The sequence below is a fragment of the Mesorhizobium sp. M3A.F.Ca.ET.080.04.2.1 genome (genome assembly GCF_003952525.1).
Lineage (GTDB): Bacteria > Pseudomonadota > Alphaproteobacteria > Rhizobiales > Rhizobiaceae > Mesorhizobium.
In genome coordinates this window covers 961,433-982,836 of record NZ_CP034451.1, presented here as the reverse complement: position 1 = coordinate 982,836, position 21,404 = coordinate 961,433, and the positions used below count along the sequence as shown (strand labels likewise).

The following is a 21,404-nucleotide window of genomic DNA, read 5'->3' as shown; positions in this document are numbered from 1 at the left end:
AGTATTGGTTCTGGGCATGCAGTTTGGACAGGGGGCGGTTCTGCCGCTGGGTGTTTTGGGTCTCGACAACAAATCCAGGATCGTCAGGCAAGCGCTTCTCGCATGCCGCCGCTATTTCCTCTTTGCGGCGGTATTCAGCCTGGCGATCAACCTGCTTTATCTCGCATCGCCGCTCTACATGCTGCAGATCTATGACCGGGTGGTCACCAGCGGCAGCGAGACGACGCTGGTGATGCTGACCCTGGTGCTGCTTGCGGCCTTCCTGGCGCTCGCCGGGCTCGACCTTGTGCGCGCCGCGATCCTGACGCGTGCCAGCGCCCGGCTCGACCGGCTGCTGTCGGCCAAGATCCTGGCGGCTTCCGTCGAGACCCCGTCGCAAGGGGCCTCGCAAAGCCAGCCGATCCGCGATTTCGATACGTTCCGGCAAGTGATCACCGGCAGCGGCATCCATGCGCTGTTCGATCTGCCGTGGTCGCCGATCTATATCGGCATCATCTTCCTGCTGCACCCGTGGCTCGGCTTCTTCGCGCTCGGCTCCTCGCTGCTGTTGATCGCCATGGCGGTGCTCAACGAATACATGGTGCGGGCGCCGCTCAAGCAGGCCAATGACCTTGCCACGGCCAGCTACAATTTCACCGAAATGAGCCTCAGGAACGCGGAAGTCGTCCGCGCCATGGGCATGATCGACGGGCTGGTGCGCCGCTGGGGGCGCGATCGCGGCCAGGCGCTGCGGCGACAGGGGCAGGCCAGCGACCGGGCGGCGCTGATGTCCGGGATGATCCGCTTTCTGCGCCTCGCCATGCAGTCGCTGATCCTCGGCCTCGGCGCCTATCTGGTCATCGAGCGGCAGATCACCGGCGGCTCGATGTTCGCGGCGAGCCTGTTGCTGGGCAGGGGGCTGCAGCCCATCGAGCAGATCGTCGGCCTCTGGCGCAGCCTGATCCTTGCCCGTGCCGCGCTCGGCCGGGTCGAGAAGCTCCTGGACGGCAGCGCTCAGGGCGAACGTGCGTTCAACCTGCCGAAGCCCACCGGCAAGATCGCCGTCGAGCAGCTCAGCTTCGCCATCCCCAGCCTGCAGAAGGTGCTGCTGCGCGATGTCTCGTTCCGGCTGGAGGCCGGCGAGGCGCTCGGCATCGTCGGGCCGTCCGGCGCCGGCAAGTCGACGCTCGCCCGCCATCTCGCCGGCATCATGCAGCCGAGCCGCGGCACGGTGCGGCTGGACGGCGCCGATCTGACGCAATGGGGCCGGGAGGCGCTCGGCGACCATATCGGCTATCTGCCGCAGGACATCGAGCTGTTTTCCGACACGGTGGCCGCCAACATCGGCCGCTTCAAGACCGATGTCGATCGCGACGTGATCGAGGCCGCCCGGCTCGCCGGCGTGCATGAGATGATCATCCGGCTGCCGCAAGGCTATGAAACGCAGATCGGCGAGGGCGGGGCGGTGCTGTCGGGCGGCTACCGCCAGCGCATCGCGCTTGCCCGCGCGGTGTTCGGCACTCCGAACCTCATCGTGCTCGATGAGCCGAGCTCCAATCTCGACGCCGATGGCGACCGCGCGCTCGCCGAATGCGCGCTGGAGCTCAAGCGTCGCGGCAGCACGGTGATCATCGTCTCGCACCGGCCTTCCACGCTTGCCAATGTCGACAAGATCCTGCTCTTGAGGGACGGCGGCGTCGAGGCCTTCGGCATGAAGAACGAGATCGTGGCGCTGCTCAACCAGCGCGCGGCGCCGATGGCGGTGGCCACCCAATGACCGACGTCGCCGCCACCTACCACAGCCTCTCCGTTGGCGACAAAGCCGGCGCCAACCCGGATTCGATCCGTGGACCGGTCTGGGTCGGCGTGCTCATCATTGCCGCGTTCTTCGGCGTGTTCGGCGGCTGGGCGGCGGTCGCGCCGCTCAACGGCGCGGTGCTGGCCGACGCGGTGGTCAAGGTCGAGGGCAACCGCAAGAGCGTCCAGCATTTCGATGGCGGCACGGTGAAGCAGATCCGGGTCAAGGACGGCGATGTCGTCAAGTCGGGCGACGTGCTGGTCCTGCTCGACGACACCCGCGCCCGCGCGGAGTTCAATCTCTATTCGCAGCAATACGCGCTGCTGCGCGCCACCGATTCTCGCATCCGGGCCGAGCTCGACGGCAGCGAGGCGGTCGCCTTTCCGAAGGACATCACCGCCGAGCATCAGGCCTATCTGCAGGACGCGATGGCGAGCCAGATCGCCGACCTCGAGAGCCAGCGGGCGCAGATGGCCGGCGCCAGGCAGATCCTGCAGAAGCGGATCGCCGAGCTCGAGGAGCAGATCGAGGGCAAGCAGGCGCGCGTCGAGTCCTTCCGCGCGCAGCTGAAATCCACCGTGGACGAGAAGGCCGGGCTTAACAAGCTGCTGAAAGCCGGGCTGACGACGAAGCCACGCATCCTGGAGCTCGACCGGTCGGCCTCCGACCTGCAGGGCCTGATCGACCAGGCGCTCGGCGAGATCGCGGGCAACCGCCAGAGCAAGGCCGAGCTCGAGAGCCAGATCGCGCAGCTCACCAACGAGCGCCGGGCAAAGCTGTCAGCCATGCTGATCGAGACGCAGGCGAACCTTGCCGACCTGGTGCCGAAGATGTTTGCCGCACAGGCCATGATGAACCGCGCCGAGGTGCGCGCGCCCTATGACGGCCAGGTGATGGACCTCACCGTCTTCTCCACCGGCGCCATCGTCGCCCCCGGCCAGACGATCCTCGACATCGTGCCGACCAGGAATTCGCTGATCGTCCAGGCCCAGGTGCGCGTGGAGGATATCTCCAGCCTGCGCGCCGACATGACCGCCGAGATCCGCTTCACCTCCTACAAGCAGCGCACGACGCCAGTCATTCACGGCCAGGTCACTCATATCTCGGCCGACCGCGTCACCGACGCCAAGACCGGCTTTCCCTACTATGTGGCCGATGTCGCGGTGGACGCCGACGAACTCGCCGCCGCGCCGCAGATCCAGCTCTACCCCGGCATGCCGGCCTCGGTGATGATCGTCACCGAGGAGCGCACCGCACTGGATTACATTCTCGGTCCGCTGACGGCGTCGCTGCACACGGCGTTCCGGCAGAAATAGCGGCCGCCCTCATCGCCTCTCAAGCGCCGCCGCAAGCCCGGGCAGGGGGCCGGCCTGATGCGCGCCGAGGTGCTGCAACCAGTTCCGACATCCGCCGTTTCAGCTTGCCGTCTGCCGCTCCATCTCCATTTCGGCCTTCAGGCTTTCGATGTCGCGGAAAATCGAGGCGACTGCCAGCGTGCGTCCCTCGCGCTTGAACCGCAGCAGGCAATCCTTGGCGGCAATGTCGCCTTCGACCGCTATCTCGTCCCATCGCTCCGCATGTCCGACGTAGTTGATCGGCACGTCATAATGCTGGCTCCAGAAGAACGGGACTGCGGTGTACTTCTCCCGATGCCCGAGCATGTTCAGCGCTGCGGTCTGCCCTTGCCTTTCTGCGACCACCCAGTGCTCGACCCTGATGTTTTCGCCACTGTGGGGATCGGGCCACCGCGCAATGTCGCCGGCCGCGAAGATGCCGGGCGCGCTCGTTTCCAGAAAGGCGTCCACCACGATCCCGCGGTCGAGGCTGAGACCGGCCTTTTCGGCCAATCCGAGCCGCGGCCGCACGCCGATGCCGGCGACAACGAAATCCGCGCTCAGCGCAAGACCACTGCTCAGTTGTATGGTCCGGCCGTCGATCGCGCTCGCGGTCTCCTTGAGATGAAACACGACGCCATTCCGCTCGTGGAGGTTGCGGATGAAGTCGCCCATTTGCGGCCCGAGGACCCGCTCCATCGGGCGTTCTTCGGGCGCGACGACGTGAACTTCGATGTCCCGCGCGCGCAAGGACGCGGCAACTTCCAGGCCGATGAAACTGGCGCCCAGCACGATGGCGCTGCGAGCAGTCTTGGCTCGCTCGATGATTGCGCCGCAGTCTGCTAACGAACGCAGTGTGTGCACGTGTGGCTGATCTGCGCCGGGGATGGTGAGGCGGACCGGTTCGGCTCCCATTGCAAGCAGCAGCCGGTCGTAGGCAATCCGGTCTCCGTTTGCGAGCACGACCTGGTGGGAGCGGACATCGATGTCGGCGGCGTTGGTTTTCAGACGCAGATCGATGTCGTTCTTTGCGTAGAAGCCTGCCCCACGCAGCGGAATCCACTCCGACGGCGCTTTGCCGGCGAGGTAGTCCTTGGAGAGGTTGGGACGATCGACCGGCGGCGCCTCGTCCTCGCTGAGCATGACGATGCTGTCCCGATGGCCTTCGCGACGCAGTCTTTCGGCGGCTGCGAAACCAGCCGCGCCGCCGCCGACGACGACGATCTTGCCGGCCGACTGGCCAGCGCCTGCGCCGGCAGGCTTTTCAGCCGCCCGTTTGCGCTTCTCGCCGACGACTATCCGCTCGCCACGCTGCTCTACCGACCAGCAGGCCAGTCGATTGAAGGCAGGCGCGCGCAAAGCTTCGCCCGTGCGCAAATCGAAGCATGCGTGATGCCACGGGCACCGCACGGTATCCTCCACGAGAAGGCCGTCGACCAGCGGCCCGCCGTAATGCGTGCACGTCGCTCCGACTGCGAAGATCTCTGCCCCGCGGCGCACCAACAGCACCTGTTCGTCGCCACAGTGACCGACAAGCTTTCCGCCGTCGGGAAGATCCGATAGCGCAATGCCCTGGGCCAAATCCGGTCCGCTCGATTTGGAATGGTCGTGAGCCATCTTCTTCTCCCTTGCGCCATTGATGTCAGAACCTGCGCTCGACAGACTGAACCCGGGCGACGTTTTGGGCAATCACATGATCGCTTGGCCGCTCCGGTTGGTGAGTTCGAGGCGTTGTCGGCATCGCCCACCATCTGACGGCAGGCGTCGCCATGGTTTGATGAGATTTCGTCTGATCGGTTTCCAACCAGGCGAAAAATTTTGTGGCTCTGACCGCACCGCGGATCAGGTCCTGGTCCTCCGTCGGTAATGACGGGTCGGGTCAAACCGGCTATGCTCAAGGATCGATCGGGGGTTGAGATGGTCGCTGAGCCATTTGCGGAAGTTGCGCTCCAAATGAGGGGCTTCCAGGTCTCGCAGATGGTGTTTGTCGCGGCAAAGCTGCGCCTGGCCGATCGGGTCGGGGATTCGGGCCGAACCGTTTCCGACCTGGCGGCGGACAGCGGCGCCCGGCCCGAGATGTTGCTGCGTCTGTGCCGGGCTCTCGCGGCCTTCGGGATCTTTGCCGTCGACGACGCGGGCATGGTGAGCCAGACACAGAAATCGGCCTGCCTGAGAAGCGACGCATCGCCGACCCTCCACTACGCAGCGCTCTACTGGGGGCTGCCGAGCACCTGGGCCGCATGGGGCAATTTCCATCATGCGATCATGACCGGCGGGCCTGCCTTCGAGGCCACGTTCGGCATGCCGAATTTCGAGTATCTCAAAGCCAATCCCGAGCAGAGCGCGGTTTTCGACGAATTCATGCAGCACAGCCCCGATGATCGACATGCTGCGGTGGCGGCAGCCTACGATTTCTCCGGTGCCGGCGTCGTCGTCGACATCGGCGGCGGCAATGGCGGCCTGTTGCGCGCCATCTTGGATGCCCACACCGACGTGCGAGGCATTCTCGCCGACCAGGCGGGAGTGGTGGCTGCAGCCAGCAAGGCTCTTGGGCATCAGGCTGGCCGCTGCGAAGTCATGGCCATCGATTTCTTCGCAAGCGTACCCAAGGGCGGAGATATCTACACCCTGGCCCAGATCCTCCACGACTGGAACGACGAGAGTTGTCTCAGACTGCTGGCGAATTGCCGTGCAGCGATGAAGCCGGAAGCGCGGTTGCTCGTGATTGAACGCCTTCTCGAAACCACGGCGGGATGCAGCCTGCCGATGAATTTCCTCAGCGACATGCATATGATGACGCTGTTTCCGGGAGCCAGGGAGCGTACGCCCGAAGAGTTCAGCCGCCTGTTCCGCGAAAGTGGCCTGAGGGAACCGAAAATTATCCCCACCCGCTCTCCATTCGGCATCTTGGAGACTGGCCTCGCCTGACCTTGCGTGCCTTCCGCAACTCCATGACGCATATGTGCGAGCTAGCTTCTGCCTCCAGCGTTGCCTCGTTGCCGGTGTGACGTCAGGAAGGAAGATCACCTCAGATTGCTCTTCGGAAACAGCACGCGATCGGGTTTTGCATTCATCCGCGCCAGCATTTCCTTGATCAGCCGGGTTTTGGTCCGCCCGGCCTCCTTCGGCGGCACGAGGTAGCGCACGATGGCCTCGAGCCAGGTGTTCTCACTGACGCGAAAATGAACCACCGGATGCTCCTTCACTTCGAGCTCGTCCACCGGCGTTTTCGACAGGATGTGCTTATAGACCTTCACCTTCTGGCTCATGATGTCGCCGATCTGCTCGTCGACGACCTCTCTCATGGTTGCAGCCACGAATTCCAGGTCGCTCTCATAGGCGAGCTGAAACTTGATTTCGTTCCAGACATAGGGAAACAGCGGCCAGGAATAGTTGAAGACCGGCGTGTCAAACACGGTGGAGTTCGGGAATTTGATGACCCGCCCGCTCGGATGATCGGTCCAAAGATGCTCGCCGCCGAATTCCCATAACGTCGTGTCGAGATAGCTGACATCGATGACATCGCCATGGGCATCGCCGATGCGGATGCGGTCGCCGACGCGATAAGGCGCCCTGGCCAGGATATAGATCCAGGCGATGAAACTGGAGATCGGCATCTGCAGCGCGAAGCCGAGGATCAGCGAAATCAGGCCGAGCGAAACGACGGCCGCGTACCAGTTCACGAACAGAACCGAAATGGCGACGAAGACGATAGCGACGACGACGATCAGTCGAAAGATGCGCTTCAGGTTGAAACGCGAGACGCGATTGGGAATGCGGCCGATGAGAAACACCTCGACGACATTCGCCACGGTCAGCATGCCGAAGATGACAAGGCCGCCCCAGACGTAATTCAGCACGCGAACGCGCAGAGGCGGGTCAAACCAGTCCAGGTGCCAATTGATGAGGAGTTGGAGGGCAAAGAGCAGCAGGGCGCCGGCAGCGAAACCAGCCGTCCACCAGAGGTCTTGCTTGCGCAGGCTGAAGCGGAATTTTTCGTCGGGCTTCTTCGCCTTCCGCTGAATGGTTTTCGGATCGGCAGTCTGCTGTGCGGCCCGTTCGAGCCGGGAAAGGTTCTCCTGTTCTTTGTCGCGCGGTTCCATGGGTTCACCTCGCCATCAACCCCCAGCAGCGCCATCTCGTTCCTTCGTGCCGGCCCGCTGCGCGGCTGGATGAGGGCAATCGTATATGGCAGGCCACCCCACCCCTCTCCGACCACTACGCGGCCACTTCTCCCCCTTTCATGCCTTTCATGGGGGCGACCAACGCCAATCGCTGACGTCGCAGCCTGGTTCGCCCCGGAACGGTGGCTCGGCGAAGCCGAGACGGAGAGGGGGAGCGCCATATGCAATTTGCATGATGGCTGGAGAGCGAGTGTGTTCATGAAGAATGCGCGGCGCGGGATGCTCTTCGCCAGCGAGTGAGCTTGCTCGATGCTAGCGGCGCGCCGGTCCGGCCGGTTACGCTGCGTTCAGCTCCGCCATGTAAGGATTTCGCAATCTGGAGGGCAGCGGGCCAATGTTGGACAACTACGAGGTGGACCGGTTTGGCGTGATCCACCAGATCGACTTCACGCCGATCAAGTACGACAAGCAATATATCTCCTATTACGAGGACCTGAGCGACCGGACCATCAAGCTCGGCTATCAGCGGCTTGGCTGGGTGCTGGGGGTAACCGGCGAGATTCCGCGCTCGGTGCTGGAGATTGGATATGGCACAGGCACATTCATCGAAGCCGCGAAGATAACCGGGGTCGCCGATTGCGCCGGCTGCGACATCGCCGAGTTTCCGCTGCCCAAGGGTGTCCGCTTCGTCGATTGGAATGAAGCGCTGGCCAGCTCGTGGGATCTCGTCGCCATGTTCGACGTGCTCGAGCACATCCCGGATCTAAGTTTCCTCGGCCGGCTTCAGACCCGGAACCTTGCCGTCGCCGTCCCCTATTGCCGCTGGCGCGAGCTCGGCGCCGACGGCGACGCCTGGTTCAAAACCTGGCGCATGCGTCTTCCCAACGAGCACCTGCACCACTTCGATCGCGAGTCGCTGGTGGCACTGCTCGCCCACAACGGCTTCGACTGCGTGACGCTGAACTCATTCGAGGACGGCATCAGGCTGCGACGCGGTGAGGTGGGCCCGAACATTCTGTCCGGGTTTTTCAGGAGGCTATAGCGGAGATTCTGTCACTGCTGGCCGACGGCAAAGGCCTTTCAACATAGGTGCGGACGACGGAGGACTCCGCGGTTCTACATTCTCTCCATGATAATTTTTCCTGAACACCCGGTGCCAACGCCGGTCCCTTTAAATTTGCCGGTTCCGTTGTCACCCTTTATGACGCCAGTCAGGGTGTTCCCGCCTGTTCTTCCCTTATAAACAAAGGTGTGTCTTATATTGACAGCGCCGCTGCTGGAAATACTTCCAGTAAAGCCGCTGCTAGACGATATCTTACCGTCACTTATGACGACCGATGTTGAGAGTTCTCGCCAATCGCCACAGTCCGTTATGGCTCGTCTGACCAATTTCCAAGTGCCATTAAAGGCGCTTAGCCCGCTCGTCTGAGGCACACAATGATCGTCCTGCACCCTCGTTCCGTCTTCACAAGTAAGCCGGCAGATGCGAGCTCTGACTGCCCTTAGTCGTGCCAGAAGTTCCGCTGTCGGTTCCAACGATGCAAGCTTGACCCCTTGCCGATCAGCATAGTCCCGAAGCGCTTTGCGGCTGCCAGCCCCCCATTTTCCGTCAGCCTGGCCTTCAAGGCATCCTATGCGGAAGAGTTCCGTTTGCGTGGCGCGCGCAAGTCTGCTGGGGTCTGTGGCAGCTGCCGATGGCTGCGCCAGCGGCTCGGAGTGCTCAAGGCTTGCGACTTCTGTCCCCTTGGCGTCGTCGGTTGCCTTAGCGGCGCGCTCCGTCTCCGGCAGGTGCGCCACCTGCCGTTCCATTTCGATGCGCTTGTCGATCGCGTCGATCTTCAACCTCGCAAGCGGTGCAAAAGCGCCGCCCGGAAACTGCTGCAAATACGCCTCGAAAAAGCTCTTGTCAGTCGAGTCCTTGATAGTCGCCCAATATGCAAGTTCGACTGCATTGTCCGGCGACGTCGACTGTGGAGTGACGGTAGCTACCTTCGGTTCCGTTGCGAGGGGCCTCAACACAACCTCGCCGGTGAGCGAAGAGTTCTCCCACGGCACTTGCTTGCCCTGCGTCGCAGCCAGGACATCGCGGCGCACCTCGACGAGGTCCCGCATGATGTCCTGCCCCGGCGTGCCGAGGTGAGCAACCAGCGCAGTGGTGAATGGTGAATTCCGTCCTGCTCCGTCGACAGCGACATTACCCGGTTGCGTTGCGAACGCTATGAGCGAGCCGACTCCGCTGCCGAGCCTGGCTAGCCCCCGACTCACGGAACCGGAGCGCGTCCCCATCGAGCGGGAAAGCTTCTCGGCGAACGGATTGTCCCGGCAGGCGTCCAGGAAGATGAGGTTGACCTTGGTGCTGCGCTCCATCGCTGAAAGCACGAGGTCCATCGGAAGTGTCTCGAAATCGAGGTCATTGTAGCCGGACAACTCGGCATCGACCGGCACCATGTAATTGCTGCCATTCACCTGCAGGCCGTGCCCGGCATAGAAAAACAGCGCCATATCGGCACCGTCGAGCTTTTCCAAGAACTCACGCACCGTGCGACGCATTCCCGCGAGATCGAGGTCCTGGCCGCTGACGACCTCGAAGCCAAGGGTTTCAAGCTTGGCATTCATGTCGGACGAATCGTTCTTCGGGTTGGCGAGTTGGACGGTATGCTGATAGGCCGAATTGCCAATAACCAGCGCCACGCGTTTCTCGGCTGCTGCCTGACCCGAAACAGCGACAAACAATAAAGCCAAGAGAATGAAAGCGCTGCGCATGGCAGAAACGGCTCCCCCGAGGAATTGTAGCAGAGGCTAATACAGTCGAAAAGAGCTATGCCCCCGGGCTGCGGACGAACGGCCTGCGATCCCGGAGATGGTTCTTGGCGACTGCCGTTTCGGCGCGGGCCGGGATTTCCATACTAACGGGCGACAATTTGCTTGATACACCCGAACGGGTATGCTGGCGGCGAGCAACGCTTCCACTGGCTTGGGGTCTATTGGGCGTGCGAACACTTGGCCGAGTCGTCAGCCTGCACCGAGGTGGCATCGCCGCATCATTCGCCTATCTGGTTCTGCTGGGCGTCTCGACTGCTCTCGTGTCACCGCCGTTGGAGAATATAGTGCGCGACGTGATGACGGTGTCGATCTCGCCGTTCACCCAGCCCCCATCCAACATCGTTGTGGTCTCGATAACAGAACAGACCCTGGCGAATTTTCCATATCGCTCACCACTGGACCGCGGCTTCTTGGCCGACATCGTGGCCCGGATCGAGTCGGCCCACCCTCTTGTCATCGGTATCGACCTGTTATTCGACCAGGCGACAGAGCCGCAAAAGGACGCCCGGCTCGAAACGGTCATTGAAAACGCCAGTGTGCCTGTGGTGATCGCCTCGGCGTCGCGCATTGATGGTCTCACCCGGAGGCAGTCCGACTATCTCGACGCGTTCGCTCCGTCGGCAAAGCGGGGCCTTGCCGCATTATCGCATGACAATCTCGACGGCGTGGTTCGTGGAGCTTTTTCAGGTCGGGAAACGGAAGGAGGTTGGACGCCAAGCTTTGCTGCTGCGATCGCGGCAGCGACCGGCATTGGTCGCGGCCGCTGGCCGGAGGAAATGGTCTACTACCGCACCGCGAACAGCTTGCCCTTCAACTTTCCAACCTATCCGGCACAGGCCGTCAGGCTGGCGCCACTCAGCTGGTTCAAGGGGAAATATGTTCTTATCGGCATGGACCTGCAGCAAATAGACCATCATCCGACACCGTTTGCGTTGTTGAGCGGCGCAAAGATCGGTGTTCTCCCTGGCGTCGCAATCCACGCCCACGCGTTGGCCGGAATGTTGTCCGGGAACAGAATAACGATCCCCCGGGCTGCAGCGGGGTACGCGCCAATGCTTCTTGTCGGGCTGTTCTGCTTGTGGATCGTTTCGCGGCCGAATCCGGTGGTCTTCAAACCAATCGCGGTCGCCGGAGCGGTGCTGCTGGTGTGGATCGGCCAAGCCTGGGTCTTCGCGAAGTTCGCAATCCTGTTTCCGATGGTCGCACCTGCATTGCTTGTGCTCGGTCTGTCGGCATTCGTTGGCTTCCTGGCTTGGAGACGGGACGCGAAAGCTCGCCACTTCATTCAAGACGCGTTCTCGAAATATGTCAGTCCGGCGGTCGTTGCAGCGGTCGTCGAGCAGCCCGCTGCCCTGCATCTCGGTGGCGAACGGCGTGAGATCACCTGTGTATTCACGGATGTCGAGGGATTTACGTCACTCAGCGAAAAACTTGCGCCAGAGGTGCTGGCAGACCTATTGAATGAATATCTGGACGGGCTCTGCGAGTTGTTCATCGAGCATGGTGCAACCATCGACAAGGTCATCGGAGATGCGGTGGTCGGCTTCTTCGGAGCTCCAGCGGCGCAAAATGACCAGGCGGAGCGGGCAGTGTCCCTGGCACTGGCTGTGCAGGACCTGGCTCAGCGGCTGCGAGAAAGATCCGCAGGACGAGGCCATTCATTCGGCGCCACCCGCATAGGTATTCACGGCGGGCCGGCAATCGTCGGCAACTTCGGGGGAAATCGGTTCTTCAACTACACAGCTATTGGAGACACGGTAAACACCGCAGCCCGGCTGGAGGGCGCAAACAAGTACATCGGCACGAAAAATTGCATAAGCGCGGAAGTGGCGAAACAAGCGACACGCTTTTTGTTGCGCCCTGCGGGAGTTCTGCACCTAAAGGGCAAGAGCCAAGGTATCGAGGCTTTCGAGGCAATGAGCCCCACGCCAGAGAACACGATGCTGTGCGAGGCTTATGCAAAGGCATACGCCCTGCTCGCCACCGACGATAAGCTCGCGACAGGGGCATTTGAGCTGCTGGTCAAAAGCTATCCCGAAGATGCATTGATAGCCTTTCACCACAGTCGTCTTGCAAGCGGACGCTTTCAAGCAGACATTCATCTCGCCGACAAATAGGGCCATCCTTGCCATGAGCCTCAGGCGTGCGATCTCGCAGTTCGCCTTTCTGGCCCTCGCCGCGGCCGTTGTTGTGACGGCGCAACGCGCGGTGGCAGGCAGTCAATATGTGGTCCTGTCAGCTGAGCCGGCCGTGGATGAACTGCCGCCAGGCAAGCTCTTCATGCCAAGTGACGTCATCAATGTGCCAGCCGGTACAGTCGTCACCTTGCTCGGCGAGGACGGCAGCGTGAACCCCATTTCCGGTCCTGGAGCCTTCGTGGTCACCGAGGACCGGTTGGTGCCTGACGGTTCAGAGCGGGCCGCCGACGGGCAGGCAGGACCTTCAAGCCTGGCCCTGATAGCCGGCCTTTTGACGAATGAGCGCAAAAGAAGCGAGTCCATCGGTAGCGCACGCGCCATCCCCAACCATTCCCAACCGAGGGGACTTGACGATCCCTGGGCGATTTCCATCGAAGAATCTGCTCCTGGCTGCATCCGCAATGGCGAGGTGGTTTTGACGCGCCAGGCGGTCGGCGACAGCGCGGTGTTGTCGGTTCGCGTCGGACATGGAGAGCCATTGAACGGCTTGGTCTGGAACGCCGACAGGCTCACTTTCTCTCTTCCGGATCCAATTCCGGCCGAGGTAAAATCGATTGTCGTCGAGACCAACAAGACATCGGCGTTGATCGAAATTAAGATGTTTCCGGAGAACGCTGTTCTCGAAAATCCGCTGGAAGTTCTTGGATGGATGGTGAGCAGCGGTTGCAAACGGCAAGCGTTGGCCTTTGTGCGTCAACTTGTGACGAAACAACGCTAGATGATCAGGTAGGAGCCGCGCCGCGAATGACGGAGCGGCTGGCCGACGGTACAGCGGTGCCGTTCTCAGACTCGCATCGCCGGGCATCACGCAAGCAAGGCATTGAGTGCTGATGGTCTGTCGATCCACTGGTCCGAGCTTGTCGAATTCCGCGCAAGAGCACAGTATCAGGCGAGAGACAGGCATCATCGGCCGATATCTAGTTGAATGATGAAGTCCGGACGCGCTGGAAAATCCAGAGGAGGGTGCGATGCTCCACCCGCGTTTCAACGTTATTGCAGCCTTGCTTGTGGCTGCGGTTTTGTTTTGTGCCAGGGGCCCGGTGGAGGCCGCCGAAGAAACCGGTTTCGATCCTTTCGTAATTGATGAGTTGAGTGCTCCCAACTCCGTTGCGATCATCGAAGACCCGACCGGCGAGGCACCGACCCCCAAGGTGTATTCATTTCGGATTCCCTCAGGTTATTGCAATCCACGCCGGTATGAGCCGCATGCTCCAGCCAACGACTGCGATGAGCAGTCGGTACGGTCGCAAATTCGTGAAAACGTCTTTGCGACCAAAAAAAACGGCAATGGGCAACCGAAACAGAGTTGGTATGGATTCGCTCTCTACTTGCCAGAGGACTTCCCGTATGGCGTAAAACAAGCTGACGGTTACATGCAATTATTCTATTTTCACAACAAACAATGCCAGCACGTGTCACTCGCAAATTTCGCTGGAAAAGACGACTCCCTCTACATTGCATTCAGTAGCGCGCTCGGAAATTACAGCTGCACGCCAGGTCCGCGCCTAAAAGTAACTGATTTCAAGAATCTCATTGGAAAGTGGAGCCGCTTCGAACTGTTCATCAAATGGGCGAAGGACAGCTCCGGCCAGGTTAAGGTATACCTCGATGGTAAACTTGTCACGGAGTGGCGTGGACCTACCTTCACTCCCGGATTCGAGCGCACAAATTACGCGAAGTTCGGCATCTACCTTTGTTGCACCCAATCGGTCGCTCGGGTCAGAGGCGCGTCGCTGTACTTCGCGGCGGTGAGCCGGGCTGAAACTCGCGACGGTCTCTATACTCAAGGCGACGCCCTCGCGCTCAAATCGCTGCAGGTGACTCTCAATGCTTTGGGCTGTGATGTCGGCAAGCCGGACGGGCGTCCCAACGAGCGCACCCGCGAAATGGCGCTGAGTTGCCGCACGTTGCCGGCGGGCGCCGCACCTCGGGATTTAAGCGTCGCGACTGTGAGGTCCTTCCTCGCGCTCTACTCGGACCCTGCAACCGCTGCTTTGCCCAAGGGAAGATTCATCGAGCCGCCACTGGAAGTGGGGTCCGTCTCGAACGTGCCGAAGGATGTTGCGTCACCGTCCGGTCTACTGATGCCCGTGTTCAAGGTACATGCGTATGAGGGGCAGGCGCAAATGGGAGGCAACGACTCGACCTATGTCACGGATCTAGACATCAAGATCGACAAATCCGGCGGAACGCCGAATTTCTCCCTGGCTGTCGTAGTTCATTCCGCTGTCCCTGGGGACATCGGTACACTTGAGATGTTCCTGAACGCTCCTACGAAATCAGCCCGCAAGGTCGCTTCTTGCGCCCTGGGCACTATAAAATATCCCGACGGCACCGACCACGTCGCCTTCAGGTTTGCCAAGTCCGGGGACACATGGATCGTCGGCAACGCTTCATGCCTGATCGCGGCGCTACCAAAGAAGGAAGCTGCGGTTGCGCGCTTTGTCGCCGATCATTTTTCGGACGTGGCGGTAGGCATGGTTGCAGATGGCAGCGTGAACCTACTGACGTTCGACGTGATGCGCAGTTTTGTCGGCAAGGTTGCCACCGGCGAACTGAAGGTCGCAGGACAGTAGCCTTCACAGAAACTCCGCATCGCAGGACAAGATCATTCCGAAGGCTCTTCCCTGAGCCGCCATCCCCCTTGCCAACCCCGCCACTTTCCCCTAATCTCTCTTTTGAGAAAACCTTTTCCCAAACCGCTCCACGCTAGCTGACCTCACCCGTCGTCTTCGCGCAGGGCGATAAGAGAAAACCTTTTTCCAACTTGGGATGCGCCTCGAAAAATGTCGTCCGACGCCGAGCAAGCGCCTGTCTTTGCCAAGCCGCCGGTCACCCTGCGCGAGGTGGCGGCTGCCGCCGGTGTCAGCGTCGCCACGGCGTCCAAGGCGCTGAACGGGCAGGGGCGCATGACGGTCGAGACGCGCGAGCGCATCCGCGAGACGGCGCGGCGTCTGGGCTTTCGCCCGAACAGCCTGGCGCAGAGCCTGCTGCGGCGCCGCTCCTTCACCGTCGGCCTGCTCACCAACGATACCTATGGCCGCTTCTCCCTGCCGCTGATGGCCGGCGTTTCGGATGCGCTGGTCGACAATGGCGTGTCGGTCTTCCTGTGCAATGTCGAGGACGACCAGCGGCTCGGCCAGTTGCATGTCGAGGCCATGCTCGACAAGCGCGTCGACGGCATCATCGCCACGGGAAAACGCGTGGACCGCCATCTGCCGGTCGACCTTTCCCATCTGCGCGTTCCGGTCGTCTACGCCTTCACCCAGCCCGATCCCGGCGCGATCGGCCTCGTCTCCGACGATGCCGGCGGCGCGCGGCTGGCCGTCGAGCACTTTGTGCGGCTCGGACGGCGCCGCATCGCCCATGTCAGCGGCCCGGAGAGCTTCGCGGTGGTGCCCGTGCGCGCCCAGGCTTACCGGGACGTGCTTCAGGAGAACAATCTGGTCGTCGGCGAGCCGCTGCTCGGTGCCTGGTCGGAGGCCTGGGGCCACGAGGCGGTGGCAAAGCTGTTCGCGGGCAGGGGCGAGAAGCCGGACGCAATCTTCTGCGGCAACGACCAGATCGCCCGCGGCGTCATCGATGCGCTACGCGAGCGCGGCATCCGTGTGCCCGACGATGTCGGCATCATCGGCTTCGACAATTGGGAGATCGTGGCCGAGGCGACGCGGCCGCCGCTCACCTCGGTCGATATGAATCTGGCAGCACTGGGCCGCGAGGCCGGGCTTGCCCTGCTTTCGCTCGTCGACGGCCAGCCGGCCGCGCCGGGCATCAGGAAACTGCCGTGCCGGCTGGTGGTGCGTCAGTCATGCGGCCGCCCAGCGGGCGGCTGAGGCAACGAAGCAAATGGCCGAGCTCTGCCCGAACCCGCGGGCAGCATGGCCGAACAGGGAGGAGAACCATGAGGAGGAATACCATGAACAGCATGATCGCGAAGCTGGCGATCGCCGCGGCGGTGATCGGCTGCGGCCTGCAGGCGGCGTCGGCCGAAACCGCCAACATCTGGGTGCGCGCCGACGGCTCGAACTTCATGCCGCGCATCGTCGACGCCTTCAACAAGGCGCACAAGGACCAGATCAAGCTCGACATCATTCCCAATGCCGAGATCATCCCGAAATATGGCGCGGCGGCCGCCGGCGGAACCGCCCCCGACGCGCTCTCGCTCGACCTGATCTACACGCCGTCCTTCGCCGCCGCCGGCCAGCTCGAGGACATCACCGATTGGGCCAAGTCCTTGCCCTATTTTTCCAGCCTGTCGCCGGCGCATGTGAAGACCGGCACCTATAAGGGCCGCATCTATGGGCTGCCGTTCTCGGCCGATTCCTCGGTGCTGATCTGGAACAAGAAGCTGTTCAAGCAGGCCGGGCTCGATCCTGAGAAGGGCCCGACCAACTGGGCCGAGATCGAGGCCGACGCCGAGAAGGTCAACGCGCTCGGCGGCGACATCAAGGGCTTCTACTTCTCCGGCAATTGCGGCGGCTGCAACATCTTCACCTTCACGCCGCTGATCTGGGCCTCGGGCGGCGACATCCTGTCCGAGGACGGCTCCAAGGCCACGCTCGACAGCCCGCAACTGCGCGGCGCCATCGACCTCTACCGCTCGATGGTCAAGAAGGGCCTGGTGCCTGCAGGCGCGGAGACAGATGTCGGCCACGATTTCTTTGCCGCGTTCGCGACCGGCAAGATCGGTCTCTCGCCCTCCGGCGCCTTCGCCATCGGCGCGCTCAACACCCAGTATCCCGACATCGACTACGGCATCACCTTCCTGCCGGGCAAGGATGGCGGCTGGTCGTCCTTCGCCGGCGGCGACAATTTCGTCGTCACCAAGGGCACCAAGAAGATCGAGGTGGTGAAGGAGTTTCTGGACTTCGCTTATTCGCTGGAGGGCCAGACCATCCTGGCGAAATATGGTAGCCTGCCGGTGCGCGGCGACATCGCCAAGGAAGCGCTGAAGGATCTCGATCCGCGCTACCAGGTGGCGGCCGAGGCGATGGCCAAGGGCAAGACTCCCTATTCGGTGGTCTTCAACGACCTGATCAACTCCGCCAACGGGCCGTGGACGCAGATGATCAACGAGGTGTTCTTCGGCGACGATGTCGACGGCGCCATCGCCAATGCCCAGGAGACCATGCAGTCGATCATCGACCAGGCGCCGCAGAAGTAAAGTGCGGCAAACCTCCCCCTCGGGGGAGGTCGGACCGCAGGTCCGGGTGGGGTCGCCCGCGAAGTACGCCGACGCTCTCTCCCCGTCGGCGCACGTCATAGAGGACCCCACCCCCGGCCTTCGGCCGGACCCTCGCCTCAAGGAGGAGGGGGACGCCGCGCCCTATCGGAAGAAGCATTCATGACGTCCATCGCAGCAACAGCCTCTTCCGCCCGCGCCCGCAAACTGGTTGGCGTCAGCCGCCGGCAATGGGTGGGCTTGCTCTATGTCCTGCCTGCCGTCGCCCTAGTCACCGTCTTCTTCGTCATCCCGCTCGGCATGACCGCCTGGATGTCGCTCAACAACTGGCCGCTGATGGGCGAGCATGCCTTTATCGGCTTCGACAATTACGTCGCCATCCTGCGCGACAACCGCTTCTGGAACGCGCTCAAATTCACCTTCTACTATACGGTGATCGTCACCATCGCGATCTTCGCCGTCGCCTTTCCGCTCGCAATCTTCATCGAGCGGCCGCGTCCGCTCACCAATCTCTACCGCACCGCCTTCTTCATGCCGGCGGTGGTGGGCTTCGCCTCGGCCAGCCTGCTCTGGTCCTGGCTGCTCAACGTCGATTCCGGCCTGTTCAGCCCGGCGGCCCTCGATCTCGGCCTGACCGAGAAGAAGGTCAATCTGCTCGCCACCTTCCAGCCGGCCTTCTGGTCGATCATCGCCATGGTGGTCTGGAAGGTCGCCGGCTTCACCATGATCATCCTGATGACCGGCCTGCAGTCGATCCCGCAGGATTTGCAAGAAGCCGCCGTCATCGATGGCGCCGGCCCCTTTGCCAGGTTCAGGGCCATCACCTTGCCGCTGATGCGCCGCACGCTGGCGCTGGCGCTGATCCTGTCGGTCGCCGGCTCGATCCTCGCCTTCGACCAGTTCTACATCATCCTGCGCGGCGGCCCGCGCAACCAGACGCTGACGGCCGTCTACTGGATCTTCAACCAGTCCTTCGTCTCGTTCAAGCTTGGCTACGGCGCGGCACTGTCCATGGTGCTGCTCTTGATCCTGGTGGCGCTCAGCCTCATCCAGCTCTGGCTGCTGCGCAAGCCCGAGGGGCTCGACTGATGGCCGAGGCGATGTCCCGCAGCCGCAAGGCGGCCTTCAGCTTCGGCAGGCATTCCACCGGCATCATCGCCTCGGTGCTGTTCCTGGCGCCGATCGTGTGGACGGTGCTGTCGACCTTCAAGCCGGCGCAGGAGGCGCGCCAGCCGCCGCTGCCGCCCTGGCCGACGACCGGCTTCTCGATCGAGAATTACCAGACGCTGAACAGCTTCGGCGACGGGCTCTGGGCCTCGGCGCAGAACAGCATCTACGTGTCCGTGATGACGGTGCTGCTCTCGGTGCTGGTCAGCGTGCTTGCCGGCTACGGCTTCTCGCGCTTCCGCTTCCCCTTCCGGGACTTCTTCTTCGTCCTCATCCTGTCGACGATCATGATTCCGTTCCAGTCGATCCTGACGCCGATCTTCCTGGTGCTGACCAGGCTCGGCCTGCACAACACGCTGACCGGCCTGGTCTGCGTCTACGTCACGCTGCAGCTGCCGTTCTCGATCTTCATGATGCGCAACGCCTTCGACGCGGTGCCCCGCGAGATCGAGGAGGCCGCGCGCATGGACGGCGCCAACAACGTCACCATGCTGGTCAAGGTGATGCTGCCGCTGGTCTGGCCGGGCGTCGTCACCATCGCGCTGTTTGCCTTCCTCGGCGCCTGGAACGAGTTCCTGGCCGCGCTCGTGCTGATGACCGACCAGTCCAAATTCACGCTGCCGGTGATGATGACCGCACTGCAGTCCGGCCGCTTCGGCGCCATCGACTGGGGCGCCGTGCAGGCCGGCGTCACCGTGATGATGGTGCCCTGCCTGATCCTGTTCCTGGCGCTGCAGCGCTTCTACATCCGCGGCCTCATGGCCGGGGCCGTCAAATAATCCGCCGCATTCGAATGGAGTGACATTCATGACCGCATCGCAAACCGCCGCCGCACCTGCCAAGCCGAAGCTCGCCTTCCGGCCGCTGCCGGTGCCGCAGGTCGATGTCCGCGGCTTCTGGGGCGACCGCGTCGACGCGGTTGCCGCCAAGACCGCCGGCATCCTCTACGACCGCTGCGTCGAGGCGCGCATGCTGGAGCAGATCGATCCCGACCGGCCGTCGCCGGGCGTCGTCATCCCCTTCCATGTCAGCGACGGCTTCACCTCGCGCACCGTCACCACGCAGATGTTCTGGGATTCCGACTGGGGCAAGACCATCGAGACTGCCGCCTATTCGCTCTACCGGCGCCGCAATCCCGATCTGGAAGCGAAGATCGACGCCGTCATCGACATGTATGGCAAGCTGCAGCAGGCGGACGGCTATCTCTCCAGCTGGTACCAGCGCATCCAGCCCGGCCTGCGCTGGACCAACCTGCGCGACTGCCACGAGCTCTATTGCGCCGGCCATCTGATCGAGGGCGCGGTCGCCTATTACCAGGCGACGGGAAAACGCAAGCTGCTCGACATCATGAGCCGCTATGCCGACCACATCGCCGACACCTTCGGTCCAGAGCCGGGCAAGAGAAAGGGCTATTGCGGCCATGAGGAGATCGAGCTGGCGCTGGTCAGGCTCGCTCGCGTCACCGGCAACCGGAAATACATGGAGCTGGCGAAATACTTCATCGACCAGCGCGGCCAGCAGCCGCATTATTTCGACGAGGAGGCGGTGGCGCGCGGCGCCGATCCCAAGGATTTCCACTTCAAGACCTACGAATACAACCAGTCGCACAAGCCGGTGCGCGAGCAGGACAAGGTCGTCGGCCACGCCGTGCGGGCGATGTATCTCTATTCCGGCATGGCCGACATCGCGACCGAATATGGCGACGACACACTCAAGGTGGCGCTCGAGCGGCTTTGGGACGATCTCACGACGAAGAGCCTCTACGTGACTGGCGGCCTCGGTCCATCGGCCGACAATGAGGGCTTCACCAACGACTACGACCTGCCCAACGACACCGCCTATGCCGAGACTTGCGCCTCGGTCGGCCTGGTGTTCTGGGCCAGCCGCATGCTCGGCATGGGTCCCAACGCCCGCTATGCCGACATGATGGAGCGGTCGCTCTACAACGGCTCGATCTCGGGCCTCTCGCTCGACGGCTCGCTGTTCTTCTACGAGAATCCGCTGGAGAGCCGGGGCGGCCACCATCGCTGGAAATGGCACCGCTGCCCGTGCTGTCCGCCCAATATCGGTCGCATGGTGGCTTCGATCGGCAGCTATTTCTACGGCCTCGCCGACGATGCGCTGGCCGTCCATCTCTACGGCGACTCGACCGCCCGTTTCGAGATCGCCGGCCGGCCGGTCAGCCTCGTCCAGACCAGCAACTATCCCTGGGACGGCGCGGTCGCGATCGCGGTCGAGGCCGAGGCGCCGGTGGCGTTCACGCTTCACCTGCGCATACCCGCCTGGTGTCGCAGGGCCGCACTGCGGGTGAACGGCAAGATGGTCGATCTCGAGACGGCAACGGTCGAGGGCTACGCCGCGATCCGGCGCGAGTGGCGCCAGGGCGACCGCGTCGAGCTCGACCTCGAAATGTCGATGGCGCGCCTCTTCGCCAACCCGCATGTGCGCCAGGACATCGGCCGCGTGGCGCTCGCGCGCGGGCCGCTAATCTATTGCGTCGAGGAGACCGACAATGGCAGCGGGCTGAATCGCATCGCCCTGCCGCGCACGGCCGTGCTCGAGGCGCACAAGGAGCCGAACCTGCTTGGCGGCATCGTCACCCTCTCGGTGGTCGGCGAGCGGGCCGAGGCGGAGAACTGGGGCAGGGATCTCTACCGCCCCGAGCCGCCGGTGACGCAGGAGATGCAGCTCAAGGCGGTCCCCTATTTCGCCTGGGACAATCGTGATCCCGGCGAGATGCTGGTCTGGTTGAGGGAAGGTGAGGGCTGACGGCGCCCACTCTGTGCTGACGACCAGCCA

Annotated in this window: 15 protein-coding genes; 12 read left to right on the top strand and 3 right to left on the bottom strand. The window is 62.6% G+C overall.

Annotated features, from left to right (window positions below; translation table 11 throughout):
- Positions 1 to 16: 16 nt before the first annotated feature.
- A complete protein-coding gene (locus tag EJ074_RS04585) occupies positions 17 to 1,756 on the top strand; it encodes a type I secretion system permease/ATPase (RefSeq protein WP_095809131.1) in 1,740 nt (579 codons plus the stop codon).
- On the top strand, positions 1,753 to 3,093 hold the full coding sequence (locus tag EJ074_RS04580; RefSeq protein ID WP_095809130.1) for an HlyD family type I secretion periplasmic adaptor subunit: 1,341 nt from the start codon (positions 1,753 to 1,755) through the stop codon (positions 3,091 to 3,093). Before EJ074_RS04585 ends, EJ074_RS04580 begins: the two co-directional genes overlap by 4 nt.
- Positions 3,094 to 3,192: 99 nt before the next feature.
- Here EJ074_RS04580 and EJ074_RS04575 read toward each other — a convergent pair whose 3' ends face one another.
- Entirely contained in the window at positions 3,193 to 4,728 is a 1,536-nt protein-coding gene (locus EJ074_RS04575; protein ID WP_095809129.1) for an FAD-dependent oxidoreductase, read from the bottom strand.
- Between the two features lie 360 nt (positions 4,729 to 5,088).
- Between EJ074_RS04575 and EJ074_RS04570 the strand changes: the two genes are divergently transcribed.
- A complete protein-coding gene (locus tag EJ074_RS04570) occupies positions 5,089 to 6,039 on the top strand; it encodes a methyltransferase (protein WP_165349850.1) in 951 nt (316 codons plus the stop codon).
- Positions 6,040 to 6,134: 95 nt separating this feature from the next.
- On the opposite strand, the gene EJ074_RS04565 is transcribed toward EJ074_RS04570, so the two are convergent.
- Positions 6,135 to 7,214 (bottom strand): mechanosensitive ion channel family protein, encoded by a 1,080-nt coding sequence (locus EJ074_RS04565; protein WP_095809127.1) that lies wholly within the window; start codon positions 7,212 to 7,214, stop codon positions 6,135 to 6,137.
- Positions 7,215 to 7,647: 433 nt separating this feature from the next.
- Between EJ074_RS04565 and EJ074_RS04560 the strand changes: the two genes are divergently transcribed.
- Positions 7,648 to 8,277 (top strand): class I SAM-dependent methyltransferase, encoded by a 630-nt coding sequence (locus EJ074_RS04560; protein ID WP_245454793.1) that lies wholly within the window; start codon positions 7,648 to 7,650, stop codon positions 8,275 to 8,277.
- 74 nt (positions 8,278 to 8,351) lie between these two features.
- Here EJ074_RS04560 and EJ074_RS04555 read toward each other — a convergent pair whose 3' ends face one another.
- The gene (locus EJ074_RS04555) at positions 8,352 to 9,998 is read right to left on the bottom strand and encodes a caspase domain-containing protein (protein ID WP_095809125.1); all 1,647 of its coding nucleotides are present in this window, start codon (positions 9,996 to 9,998) and stop codon (positions 8,352 to 8,354) included.
- A gap of 227 nt (positions 9,999 to 10,225) precedes the next feature.
- Here EJ074_RS04555 and EJ074_RS04550 point away from each other — a divergent pair, with 227 nt between their 5' ends.
- The 8 genes from EJ074_RS04550 (at position 10,226) to EJ074_RS04515 (ending at position 21,374) form a co-directional block, all read left to right on the top strand.
- Complete coding sequence (locus tag EJ074_RS04550; RefSeq protein ID WP_348627018.1) at positions 10,226 to 12,175, top strand: adenylate/guanylate cyclase domain-containing protein; 1,950 nt, start codon at positions 10,226 to 10,228, stop codon at positions 12,173 to 12,175.
- 13 nt (positions 12,176 to 12,188) lie between these two features.
- A complete protein-coding gene (locus EJ074_RS04545; protein WP_095809123.1) occupies positions 12,189 to 12,974 on the top strand; it encodes a hypothetical protein in 786 nt (261 codons plus the stop codon).
- Between the two features lie 250 nt (positions 12,975 to 13,224).
- Positions 13,225 to 14,832, top strand: a complete 1,608-nt coding sequence (locus tag EJ074_RS04540; RefSeq protein WP_095809122.1) for a heparin lyase I family protein — start codon at positions 13,225 to 13,227, stop codon at positions 14,830 to 14,832.
- A gap of 210 nt (positions 14,833 to 15,042) precedes the next feature.
- Positions 15,043 to 16,089, top strand: coding sequence for a LacI family DNA-binding transcriptional regulator (locus EJ074_RS04535; protein WP_095809121.1), 1,047 nt, complete (start codon positions 15,043 to 15,045; stop codon positions 16,087 to 16,089).
- Between the two features lie 83 nt (positions 16,090 to 16,172).
- Positions 16,173 to 17,420, top strand: coding sequence for a sugar ABC transporter substrate-binding protein (locus EJ074_RS04530; RefSeq protein WP_095809120.1), 1,248 nt, complete (start codon positions 16,173 to 16,175; stop codon positions 17,418 to 17,420).
- 180 nt (positions 17,421 to 17,600) lie between these two features.
- The gene (locus EJ074_RS04525) at positions 17,601 to 18,527 is read left to right on the top strand and encodes a sugar ABC transporter permease (RefSeq protein WP_095809118.1); all 927 of its coding nucleotides are present in this window, start codon (positions 17,601 to 17,603) and stop codon (positions 18,525 to 18,527) included.
- Positions 18,527 to 19,384 (top strand): carbohydrate ABC transporter permease, encoded by an 858-nt coding sequence (locus EJ074_RS04520; RefSeq protein WP_095809117.1) that lies wholly within the window; start codon positions 18,527 to 18,529, stop codon positions 19,382 to 19,384. Before EJ074_RS04525 ends, EJ074_RS04520 begins: the two co-directional genes overlap by 1 nt.
- 28 nt (positions 19,385 to 19,412) lie before the next feature.
- A complete protein-coding gene (locus tag EJ074_RS04515) occupies positions 19,413 to 21,374 on the top strand; it encodes a glycoside hydrolase family 127 protein (RefSeq protein WP_129552797.1) in 1,962 nt (653 codons plus the stop codon).
- Positions 21,375 to 21,404 lie beyond the last annotated feature (30 nt).

Excerpts from the sequence above, each read along its gene's own strand:
- EJ074_RS04545 (WP_095809123.1), top strand. The coding sequence starts at position 12,189 with ATGAGCCTCAGGCGTGCGATCTCGCAGTTCGCCTTTCTGGCCCTCGCC.
- EJ074_RS04520 (WP_095809117.1), top strand. The coding sequence starts at position 18,527 with ATGGCCGAGGCGATGTCCCGCAGCCGCAAGGCGGCCTTCAGCTTCGGC.
- EJ074_RS04540 (WP_095809122.1), top strand. The coding sequence starts at position 13,225 with ATGCTCCACCCGCGTTTCAACGTTATTGCAGCCTTGCTTGTGGCTGCG.
- EJ074_RS04555 (WP_095809125.1), bottom strand. The coding sequence starts at position 9,998 with ATGCGCAGCGCTTTCATTCTCTTGGCTTTATTGTTTGTCGCTGTTTCG.
- EJ074_RS04580 (WP_095809130.1), top strand. The coding sequence starts at position 1,753 with ATGACCGACGTCGCCGCCACCTACCACAGCCTCTCCGTTGGCGACAAA.
- EJ074_RS04570 (WP_165349850.1), top strand. The coding sequence starts at position 5,089 with ATGGTGTTTGTCGCGGCAAAGCTGCGCCTGGCCGATCGGGTCGGGGAT.
- EJ074_RS04515 (WP_129552797.1), top strand. The coding sequence starts at position 19,413 with ATGACCGCATCGCAAACCGCCGCCGCACCTGCCAAGCCGAAGCTCGCC.
- EJ074_RS04535 (WP_095809121.1), top strand. The coding sequence starts at position 15,043 with ATGTCGTCCGACGCCGAGCAAGCGCCTGTCTTTGCCAAGCCGCCGGTC.
- EJ074_RS04585 (WP_095809131.1), top strand. The coding sequence starts at position 17 with ATGCAGTTTGGACAGGGGGCGGTTCTGCCGCTGGGTGTTTTGGGTCTC.
- EJ074_RS04575 (WP_095809129.1), bottom strand. The coding sequence starts at position 4,728 with ATGGCTCACGACCATTCCAAATCGAGCGGACCGGATTTGGCCCAGGGC.
- EJ074_RS04530 (WP_095809120.1), top strand. The coding sequence starts at position 16,173 with ATGAACAGCATGATCGCGAAGCTGGCGATCGCCGCGGCGGTGATCGGC.
- EJ074_RS04525 (WP_095809118.1), top strand. The coding sequence starts at position 17,601 with ATGACGTCCATCGCAGCAACAGCCTCTTCCGCCCGCGCCCGCAAACTG.
- EJ074_RS04565 (WP_095809127.1), bottom strand. The coding sequence starts at position 7,214 with ATGGAACCGCGCGACAAAGAACAGGAGAACCTTTCCCGGCTCGAACGG.